General features: G+C 41.2%; 8 protein-coding genes. All 8 read left to right on the forward strand.

Going from position 1 to position 10,487, the window contains the following annotated elements; genetic code table 11:
* Nucleotides 1-81 precede the first annotated feature (81 nt).
* Nucleotides 82-618 (forward strand): lipocalin-like domain-containing protein, encoded by a 537-nt coding sequence (locus tag H562_RS0100690; RefSeq protein WP_027375755.1) that lies wholly within the window; start codon nt 82-84, stop codon nt 616-618.
* 145 nt (nt 619-763) lie between these two features.
* Nucleotides 764-4,009, forward strand: coding sequence for a leucine--tRNA ligase (locus H562_RS0100695; RefSeq protein WP_027375756.1), 3,246 nt, complete (start codon nt 764-766; stop codon nt 4,007-4,009).
* A gap of 257 nt (nt 4,010-4,266) precedes the next feature.
* Nucleotides 4,267-5,136: a MotA/TolQ/ExbB proton channel family protein gene (locus H562_RS0100705; protein WP_027375757.1), complete on the forward strand. Its 870-nt coding sequence runs from the start codon at nt 4,267-4,269 to the stop codon at nt 5,134-5,136.
* A 70-nt stretch (nt 5,137-5,206) separates the two neighbouring features.
* Entirely contained in the window at nt 5,207-5,815 is a 609-nt protein-coding gene (locus tag H562_RS0100710) for an ExbD/TolR family protein (RefSeq protein ID WP_027375758.1), read from the forward strand.
* Nucleotides 5,816-5,829: 14 nt separating this feature from the next.
* On the forward strand, nt 5,830-6,393 hold the full coding sequence (locus H562_RS0100715; RefSeq protein ID WP_027375759.1) for an ExbD/TolR family protein: 564 nt from the start codon (nt 5,830-5,832) through the stop codon (nt 6,391-6,393).
* 30 nt (nt 6,394-6,423) lie between these two features.
* Nucleotides 6,424-7,263 (forward strand): energy transducer TonB, encoded by an 840-nt coding sequence (locus tag H562_RS0100720; RefSeq protein WP_027375760.1) that lies wholly within the window; start codon nt 6,424-6,426, stop codon nt 7,261-7,263.
* 261 nt (nt 7,264-7,524) lie between these two features.
* Nucleotides 7,525-8,397 carry a PstS family phosphate ABC transporter substrate-binding protein gene (locus H562_RS0100730; RefSeq protein WP_027375762.1) on the forward strand — a complete coding sequence of 291 codons (873 nt, stop codon included), beginning with the start codon at nt 7,525-7,527 and terminating at the stop codon, nt 8,395-8,397.
* 99 nt (nt 8,398-8,496) lie between these two features.
* Nucleotides 8,497-10,161: a tetratricopeptide repeat protein gene (locus H562_RS0100735; RefSeq protein ID WP_027375763.1), complete on the forward strand. Its 1,665-nt coding sequence runs from the start codon at nt 8,497-8,499 to the stop codon at nt 10,159-10,161.
* The last annotated feature ends 326 nt before the right edge of the window (nt 10,162-10,487 follow it).

A 10,487-nucleotide genomic window follows, 5' to 3' on the forward strand; every position in this document is an offset into this window, starting at 1 on the left:
ATATAAATATAATTACGCAGTGTTATATGTGGCATAATACTTGAACAAAATTTTTTGTATTAATCCCTAAAAATCAGCAAAATGAAACCTAAAGCCAATCAATTTTACAGTAGAAGCTGCATGAGTTTGTACCAAAAAATATTATATCTGCCACTTCTGCTTTTAATGATGTTTTTCACAGTATCATCGTGCCGAAGTGATGATAACAGTGATGAACAGCAAACCGCTACAGAAAATCTTCTTGGGATCTGGCAGCCGTACAGATTTAATCAAACCGCAACTTTAAATTCGGGAACTTATAATCAGACGACAGATTATACGATATGCCAGCAAAAAAGCCGCATTTACTTCAGCGAAAATAATATGGGTTCTACAAAGCTTTATGGTGAAGAAAACGGTAATTGCGTCATGCAAAGCAATGATAATTTTACATTTTCGTATGATGCGCAAACCAAAGCCTTAACCATCACAAACAGCGATGGAACCACACAAACCGGAACGGTAATTCGGTTAACAGAAAGTGAACTGGTCTACGAACTTACCGGAACCTATGATTTTCAAGGGCAGACAAATGTCGCGGTTAAAACCACAATTTATGCCCGAAAAACAAAGGATTAAATTTATGTATTTATCCAAAAGACCTACAATCCCTGCTTTTATTAAGTAGGGATTTTTCGTTTCAAAAATCCTAAATTTGTCATTCCCTATTTGGGAGTGTGAAGAGCGGCTTTCGGGCAGATTACAACGGAAATACGATTAAATAATGTTTTACGACCATCAGTCAATCCAGAAAAAATGGCAGGAATTCTGGGAAAAGGATCAAACCTACAAAACCTCCAACAGTACCGATAAAGAAAAATTTTATGTGCTGGATATGTTTCCATATCCTTCCGGTGCAGGTTTGCATGTCGGTCACCCGCTCGGCTACATTGCCTCCGACATCTATGCACGGTATAAACGCCACGAGGGATTTAACGTGCTTCATCCCATCGGTTATGATTCCTTTGGCTTGCCCGCAGAGCAATACGCTATTCAGACGGGAACGCATCCCGCGTTGACCACCGAAGAAAATATTATACGTTACGAAGAACAACTCCGCCAGCTCGGTTTTTCATTTGACTGGAGCCGCGAAGTGCGTACATCCGATTCCTCATTTTATAAATGGACGCAGTGGATATTTATTCAGCTTTTTCATTCGTGGTACAATAAAGCCACCGATAAAGCCGAACCTGTGCAGTCACTGATCCACCATTTCGAAAAATACGGCAGCGAAAATCTTCTGGCCGTGCAGAGCGAGAATTTATCATTTACCGCATCGGAATGGAATGCAGCATCTGACATCGACAGACAGGATATTCTGCTGAATTACCGCCTTGCTTACCGGGCAGAAACCACGGTGAACTGGTGTCCGGGCCTCGGAACAGTTCTTGCGAATGATGAAGTAAAGGACGGCAAATCCGAACGTGGCGGCTTCCCCGTTTTTCAAAAGAAAATGATGCAATGGAGTATGCGGATCACCGCCTATTCCGAAAGACTACTCAATGGATTGCAGGACCTGGACTGGCCGCAGCCGCTGAAAGATGCTCAGGAATACTGGATCGGTAAATCGCAGGGCGCGAAAGTTTCGTTCGAGGTCCTCACCCCAACCCTCTCCGAGGGAGAGGGCGCAATTTCTCCCACAAAAGCCAAACCCCGCTTTTTAACTGGCGGAGATCATTCTAAAATACTTCTTCAATATGCGAAAGGAATGCGCAAAAAGCCAACGAAAGCTGAAGATATACTGTGGCAGGCATTACGAAATAGAAGCCTCGGTGATAAATTCAGAAGGCAACACATTATTGAGGATTATATTGCCGACTTTGTATGTATTGAGAAAAAATTAGTCATTGAAGTAGACGGTGACTACCACAAGGCGCAGAGTGAAGCTGATGATTTACGAGAGCAGTATTTAAAATTTTACGGTTTTCAGCTGCTCCGGTTCTCTAATGAAGAGGTAGAGAAAAACACGGATCAGGTCCTGCAAAAAATTAAGAATCGGTTAGAACAGACTCTGGCTCCCTCTCCTTCGGAGAGGGCTGGGGTGAGGATTCCCGTTTTTACAACCCGTCCTGACACGATTTTTGGTGCAACATTTATGGTTTTGGCACCCGAAAATCCTTTGGTAGAAACTCTGATAAGCGAGGATCAGACGGCGGAAGTTCAGAATTATATTGAGCAGACTTCCAAAAAGACCGAGCGCGACCGCATGGCAGATGTAAAAAATGTAAGCGGTGCTTTTACGGGCAGCTTTGCGCTGAATCCCTTCACTGGCGAAAAAATGCCGGTTTATATTTCAGATTATGTGCTGATGGGTTATGGAACAGGCGCTGTAATGGCTGTGCCCGCACATGATGAACGGGACCACAGATTCGCGAAGAAATTCGACCTGCCCATCGTGAATGTTATTGCCAATGATGTAGACATTCAGGAGGTTTCTTTTGATTCCAAAGATTCTGTAGTCATTAATTCAGATTTCTTAAATGGTTTAAATTATGCCGAAGCAAAAAGCAGGATCATCGGTGAGATAGAACGTCGCGGTATTGGGCATGGAACCACAAATTACCGGCAGCGCGACGCGATTTTTTCGCGCCAGCGGTATTGGGGCGAGCCTGTGCCAGTATATTTTAAAGAGGGAATGCCATATACGCTGCCAACTTCGGCCTTGCCGCTTGAGTTGCCGGAAGTGGAAAAATATCTTCCAACCGAAGATGGTGATCCGCCGCTGGGAAATGCAAAAAACTTTGCCTGGGATGAGCTGCACGGAAAAGTGGTTTCTACAGGTTTAATCGATGAGATTTCTGTTTTTCCGCTTGAACTGTCCACAATGCCCGGCTGGGCGGGGAGCTCGTGGTACTTCCTCCGCTATATGGATCCTGAAAACAGTGAGGTTTTCTTTAATAAAGATCTCTCCGACTATTGGGGCCAGGTTGATCTGTACATTGGCGGCAGTGAACATGCGACAGGTCACCTGTTATATTCACGTTTTTGGAATATGTTCCTGAAGGATCGCGGCTACATTGAACATGATGAACCCTTCAAAAAACTCATCAACCAGGGAATGATTTTGGGGATGAGCGCGTTTGCTTTTAGGATTGAAGGCACAAATACGTATGTATCAAAAAATCTGGGATCAGGATACGATACTCAAAAAATCCATGTAGATGTGTCTTTACTGACGGGAACCTCAGACGAACTCGATATTGAAAAGTTCAGAAAATGGCGTCCGGAATTCGCTGCGGCAGAATTTATTTTGGAAGATGGTAAATATATTACCGAACGTGAAGTCGAAAAAATGTCCAAATCAAAATACAATGTCGTGAATCCCGATGATATATGTGTAGAATATGGTGCCGACTGCTTACGTCTCTACGAAATGTTTCTGGGTCCGCTAGAGCAAAGTAAACCTTGGAATACACAGGGCTTGAGCGGTGTTTACGGTTTTCTGAAAAAATTCTATAATCTTTATTTCAGCGGCGATATTTTCGAGGTAACTGAAGAGGAACCATCAAAAATCGAGTATAAGGTGCTGCATACATTAATTAAAAAAGTATTGGCCGACCTGCAGAACTTCTCGTTCAATACTACTGTTTCCTCATTTATGATCGCTGTGAATGAGTTTCAGAAAATAAATACCAACAAACGTAAAATTCTGGAACCGCTCGCAATATTGATTTCGCCGTATGCCCCCCATATCTGCGAAGAATTGTGGAGTAGGATGGGACATTCTTCTACGATTGAGTTCGAACCGTTCCCGGTTTTTGAGGAGCATTATCTGGAGGAAGATGAAATTTCATATCCGGTCAGCTTCAACGGGAAAATGAAATTTAAACTCGAACTGCCTGCTGATTTTACAGTAGAACAAATTGAAGAACGGATCTTGCAGAACGAAAGGGTGCTTGCAACCCTGGGTGGAAATAGCCCGCGCAAAATCATTATAGTCCCGAAAAAAATCATTAATATTGTGCATTAATACAGATGTGATGAAAAAAAAGTTGTATAATAATCGCAAAAATCAATAGGATTTTTTTTTGATAAATTAAAGGTATTTTCGAAAGTGGTAATTATCACCAGAATTTGTATTAAATTTTGCAAATCCTACAATGTATTTCTGAATTTACCTTAAAAAAATTGAAGGTCCCGGCAGGCAAAGACTTGCATTATTGAATATTTTGACTTTATTTTACAACGCGAAAAATTAAAAAATTAACAATTATAATTTAGTTTAGTATGGAAATGAATGTTTCAAACAACGAGCACGTAGATGTTGCACCAAAGAAAAAAGGCGGACTGAATCCAACTTTTATCTTACCACTGTTATTACTTGTAGGTATCGCTATTTACCTATTTATCTTAGGAAGTACAAACAATTTTAGGGATGATGCCAGAATCGCTGGTCACGCTTCAGTAGCTTTTGCTGATATCGAAGCCAAAGAACTTCATCCGGAATCATTCATGGGGATTATTTATATGGGTGGGCCAATTGTACCTATCCTTATTACTTTTATGGTTATTGTAATTGTATTCTCTATTGAGCGTTTCTTCGTTTTAAGAAAAGCTTCAGGATCAGGTGACCTTGATACTTTTGTGGTTAACATCAGAAACCTTTTGAACCAGAACAGAGTAGATGAAGCTATGGAAGAATGCGACAGACAGCAGGGTTCTGTAGGTAATGTAGTAAAAGAAGGACTTACCACATATAAAGCACTCGCTCACGACACTACCTTGAACAAAGAGCAGAAAATGGTTGCCCTGAACAAAGCAATTGAAGAAGCTACAACTTTGGAAATGCCAATGTTAGAGAAAAATATGATGATTCTTTCAACTCTAGGTACAGTTGCAACGTTGATCGCACTACTTGGAACGGTTATCGGGATGATCAAGGCGTTCTTTGCGTTAGGTTCCGGTGGTGGTACACCAGATGCTGCGGCACTGTCAATCGGTATTTCCGAGGCTTTGATTAATACAGCTTTAGGTATTGGTACATCGGCTATTGCGATTATCCTTTACAACTACTTTACTTCTAAAATCGATGGATTGACTTATAAGATCGACGAGATCGCAATGTCTATCCAGCAGTCTTTCGCTGAATTTCACTAAGAAATACCGGCAGGACATCTGCACGATGATGTGCGGATTATCAGAAGTATAATAAAAATTTAATTACATAATGGCGAGAGTTAAACCAAAAAGACATGGTATTATAACAGATATGACGGCGATGTGTGACGTGGCCTTCCTTCTGCTTACCTTCTTTATCTTGACCACTCAGTTTAAGAAACCTGATGTGGAGACAATAAAACCGCCATCTTCGATATCAGAGAAATTATTACCTGATGCGAGTTTGATGACCGTAAACGTAACACCCCAGGGGAAATTCTATTTCCAGCCTGTTGATAACGGAACTGAAAGATTGCAGCTCCTTACCAAAATGGGAACCAAATACGGCATGACTTTCAACAATGACCAGAAAGTTGCGTTTACTAAAGTTCAGGCTGTTGGCGTGCCAATGTCTCAACTGAAAAGTTATCTGGACATGTCGCAAGATGAGCAGAAAGCATATAAAAGTCCAACAGGAATTCCGATGGACAGTACAAAAAAAGAATTGATCGATTGGGTAGAACAAAGTTTAGCAGTTAATCCTGCCTATAAACTGGCAGTAAAAGGAGACGTTTCTACAGAGTACCCGAAAGTGAAATCTTTGTTTGAAGGTTTAAGAGATATTGATTTTCTTAAATTCTGGCTGATCACTTCACAGGAAGGAAAATCTAACGAATAAAAACCCAGTAGAAAATGGCAGAAGTACAAGTACAGGACAAAGGTGCTAAGGGCGGCAAAGTCCGCTCCAAAAAGCAGAATACGCGGGTTGATATGACACCGATGGTGGATTTGGGTTTCCTTTTGATCACTTTCTTTATGTTTACCACCACTTTTAGCAAACCAAACGTGATGGATCTTGGCCTACCGGCTAAACCGAAGAAAGATCAACCGAAACCTGAACAGACAGAAATCGACCTATCAAATTCAATTTCCATTATCATTGGGAAAAACAATAGAATTTTCTATCACCAGTTAGACCAGGCGGGTTTGACTGATCAGACTTTACAGGAAACTACGTTCGATAGAAACGGGATTACAAAAGTAATCGAGAGAGCAAAGGCAGGAGCTAAAAATCAGGATCTGTTTACAGTGATCATTAAGCCAACCGACGATGCAGTATATAAAAATTTTGTAGATATTCTAGATGAGATGGCTATTACCAAGAATGAGAGATACGGTGTTACCGATATTAAGCCTTGGGAAAAAGTAATCTATGAAAGAAAAATAGGAGGCGCCGCGCCTGCCGCTGCAAAATAGACTTAATTAACTACTAAATATATATTTAGAATGGCAAACGAAACACAATACAATGACAATCTTACTTTAGACGAAATTGTATTTGAAAACAGAAATAAGGAATATGGGGCGTATGATCTGCGCCACACTTATTCGAAGATGCTTACAAAGTCCTTTGTAATAGGAACTATTCTTTTTCTAGTATTGGCTTTGTCTCCGTTGATCTATACCACCATCCAAAAACTTACAGCACCTGATAAGGTTGAAGTAAAAGCGGACTTGGTAAATATTCTCGACGAAGACCCAATTGTGGAATTACCAAAAGAAGAGGAACCACCACCACCGCCACCAAAAGAAGAAGAACCGCCAAAACAGGAGGTGATTCAGAATGTGGTGCCCGAACCGGTGAAAGCTCCAAAAGTGGAAACTCCACCACCGCCGATTACAAAACAGTTAGAGACAACAACAGGGCTTAAAAATCAGGAAGGTGTTAAAACTCCGGTTTACACACCACCGCCGCCGCCACCGGGACCAAGTAAATCTACTACTGTTGAAGTGAAACCTCAGGTTTCCGAAACACAGGTTTATACCGAGGTTGAGCAGCTAGCTGAATTCCCTGGTGGGATCAACTCCTTCAGAAGTAAAGTAGCCAACGGTTTCGACACTTCTGTAATGTCAGGAGACGAAGGTACAGTGAAAACTGAAATTACTTTTGTTGTGGAACGCGACGGTTCTATTACCGATGTTAAAGCAAGCGGACCTAACAGAGATTTTAACTCGGAAGCAATCCGAACCGTAAAATCGATTAAAAACAAATGGTCTGCAGCAAAAATTAATGGGCAGGCGGTACGTTACCGTTTCAGATTACCTTTAACAATGCAGTTTGAATAGTCCGATCTTTAATATTTATACCAAAAAGAGAAGCGACAGCTTCTCTTTTTTTAATTTTTTATAATTTTGTTTTTCCTATGTTTAACTGGCTATCCTTAATTACTGGCGTTTTCTATATAGTTTTAGGAGTCGCCGTAATACTTTACAAGTTTTTTATAATTTTTTTAGAGCCTAATATTGCCTGGCCTTTGGGAGTCCTGCTGATGCTCTACGGGATATTTAGAATAACACGGGCGATATACAGAATAAGACAGGAAAGAAATGAATCATAAATTAAAACTTACACTACTTTTCCTTTTTGCTTTAATGGTTTCATGCAAGAAGAGCGACCGTGTTGTCGATGATCCGCAACAAGGTACAATCACAATGGAAGCCGACGAATCTTTTCGCAGCGTTTCAGAAGCATTGACCGAGAGATATATGGCATTGAACCCTAAAACCAGGATCAATCTTATAATTAAAAAAGAAGATCTTGCTTTTCTCGACTTGCTCGAGAAGAAGGTGCGTGTTATTGTGATGTCACGTGAACTTAGTGCCGATGAGAAAGCTGCCTTCAAATCAAAACTTGATACGGATATTGAACCCGCCCGCTTTGCGGGTGATGCAGTCGTATTTTTCGTTGCTAAAAATTCGCCGCGCACCTCCATTTCTATGGATGAAATTAAAGCCGAATTAAATTCCGATGACAAGAAAATCATTTTTGATGGTACCAATTCAAGTAATCTGAATTTTGTTGCTCAGAAAATGAACAGCACACCGGCTCAACTTAAATATTCCATCATTAGCGGAAACGAAAACGTTGTGAAAGAAATTACACAACATCCCGAAAGAATTGGGGTGGTCAGCCTTAACACATTCAGCCGCCCGTACGATCCACAGGCAGCAGCCCTTCGGAATTCGGTCAAGATCCTGCCGGTTACCGCTGAAGGCAAATCCTACGAACCAACCATAGAAAATATTCGGGAAATGACTTATCCCTTTACGCGCATCTTATATTTTCTTACTAATGAAAGCTATTATGGTTTAGGTAACGGGTTCATCAGGTTTTCATGCCAGCAGTTGGGACAGATTGTAGTTGAAAAAGAAGGGTTGCAACCCTACAATATCTTCAGAAGAGAAGTCCAGATGCGTTAATTTTTTCTTAATTTTCTCAATTTTACTTTATATGCCGTTTTTGGTATAAATATTGGGAATGTACATCGAAGTATTAAATAAACATTTAAAATTACCAGAATGATCAATATAACACATATTACAAAAAAGGTCGCAGTTACAACTGCGGTAAGCTGTTTTGCTTTTGGAGCTTTCGGGCAGACGCTGCAGGAAGGCGTTGCAAATGCAGACAGCCACAAATACGCTAAGGCAAAGGAAATTTTCACGCAGATGATTGCAAAATCACCTTCGGCCGAAAATTACTTTTATCTAGGTAATGCTTATCTCACTCAGTTCGAGCCAAACTTCGAAATGGCTCAGCAAAACTTTACCAAAGGTCTTGAAGCCGATAAAAGAAGTAACCTGAACAAAATTGGTTTGGCCTCTGTGAAATTAGGAAAAGGTGATAAATCAGCTGTTGCAGAACTGCAATCTATTGTGAAAGATGCCCGCGACAAAGATCCGGAAGTACTATACCGTGCCGCCGAAGCGCTTACTTTGTTTGGAGGTGCAGCAAATGCAGATCTTGCCATTGATTTCCTGAACCGTGCGGTTGAAAAATCTCAGAAAGGTGGGACTCCGGCTTACTATTATTATACGTTGGGCGATGCTTACCGTTTGAAACTCACAAACAGTCCGCAAGTTGCCGGTTCCGCTATGACAGCTTATGACCGCGCCTTGACAGTGGCTCAGAATAAAGCGTCGGTATATACGCGGATTGGGACGCTTTGGATGCAGGCACAACAGTGGCAAAAAGCCAAGGAGAGTATCGATAGAGCAATCTCTGCAGACCCAACTTATGCACCGGCCTATAAAGCAAAAGCAGGTTACGACATTAAATATCAGAATAACGCGTTGGCTACACAGGACTTGGTAAACTATGCGAAGTATGCCGATGAAGATCCAGATACACAATTGGAGATTTCAAAGTTATTCTTTACTAATGAAGATTACGAAAATTCAAAACTGTACTTAGATAAGGTTTTCGACAAAGTGAGTGACCCCATCAAGTTCAAGTTACGCGCTTATTTGCAGTATGCCGATCGTGAATATGAAGCAGCAAAGGAAAGTATGGCGCAATTTATGTCGAAAGCCGAGAAATCGCGAGTACAGCCTGCCGACCAGGGTCTGTTGGGACTGATCTCTGCCGGCTTGGCTTTGGATGAGAAAGATCCTGAGAAAAAAGCCGCCTTGAACAGCGAAGCGTTGCAGAAAATCGCCATTGCAAAATCCAATAAGGATGAAACAATGAACTGGGACGAGGAACTTTTGAAAATTAAAGGTGGCGGCGGCGTAAATCAGGCCGTTGTGGATGCAGGTGCTACTAACCCGCAGATTGAAGCGCTGAAGAAAGAAGTGGCAGCAAATCCGCAGGATACAAATGCGCTCTTTAAATTGGCTAATGCTTACCAGGAAGCCAAAAACTGGAACGGTGCTATATTGTCCTGGCAAAAGATGAGTGGCCTTCTTCCGGATTGGGCACCGGCTTACTACAGTCAGGGCTATTCTTATCAGCAGGCTGGCAATAATGATTTGGCTAAGGCAAATTATGAAAAATACATCGCGGCGGTAAAGCCAGAAGAAGTTGAAGCCAATAAAGAAACACTTTCTTATGCTTACTTCGCCATAGCGTATCTTATTAAAGACAGTGATCCTGCAAAAGCAAAAGAATATGTGACCAGATCGGTAACACTTAACCCAACTTATCAGGATGCTGTGAAGCTCAACAATGAGCTAAACAAGTAATTAATTTCATATCAATTTTCAGATCCCGCTCGCCAGAGTGGGATTTTTTTGATTTACTAAATAGTTACTGGCAAAAAATTGCTGATTAGCGGTCATTTTTTTTATTTTATTTTTAATGGTTTGGGTGCGCATTCAGATATATACTTAATCCCGAACGCCAGCTTTTCTTAGTATACGCCTGCGAGGTTATTTTCGTTCGAAATTTTTGAGTCTACTAATCAATTACTTGGCTATTTTGCTGAAAATTTAATCCTCAGTTATTTGGAAGTTCGTCATATCTTCCTATCTTTGCAGTCCCAAATCGAGAGAAGCGGGGAGCGAAGTAG

It is taken from the genome of Kaistella palustris DSM 21579 (assembly GCF_000422265.1).
Lineage (GTDB): Bacteria > Bacteroidota > Bacteroidia > Flavobacteriales > Weeksellaceae > Kaistella > Kaistella palustris.

What these genes read in the sequence shown, in the direction of transcription:
- H562_RS0100690 (WP_027375755.1), top strand. Translation starts at nt 82, where the DNA reads ATGAAACCTAAAGCCAATCAATTTTACAGTAGAAGCTGCATGAGTTTG.
- H562_RS0100695 (WP_027375756.1), top strand. Translation starts at nt 764, where the DNA reads ATGTTTTACGACCATCAGTCAATCCAGAAAAAATGGCAGGAATTCTGG.
- H562_RS0100705 (WP_027375757.1), top strand. Translation starts at nt 4,267, where the DNA reads ATGGAAATGAATGTTTCAAACAACGAGCACGTAGATGTTGCACCAAAG.
- H562_RS0100710 (WP_027375758.1), top strand. Translation starts at nt 5,207, where the DNA reads ATGGCGAGAGTTAAACCAAAAAGACATGGTATTATAACAGATATGACG.
- H562_RS0100715 (WP_027375759.1), top strand. Translation starts at nt 5,830, where the DNA reads ATGGCAGAAGTACAAGTACAGGACAAAGGTGCTAAGGGCGGCAAAGTC.
- H562_RS0100720 (WP_027375760.1), top strand. Translation starts at nt 6,424, where the DNA reads ATGGCAAACGAAACACAATACAATGACAATCTTACTTTAGACGAAATT.
- H562_RS0100730 (WP_027375762.1), top strand. Translation starts at nt 7,525, where the DNA reads ATGAATCATAAATTAAAACTTACACTACTTTTCCTTTTTGCTTTAATG.
- H562_RS0100735 (WP_027375763.1), top strand. Translation starts at nt 8,497, where the DNA reads ATGATCAATATAACACATATTACAAAAAAGGTCGCAGTTACAACTGCG.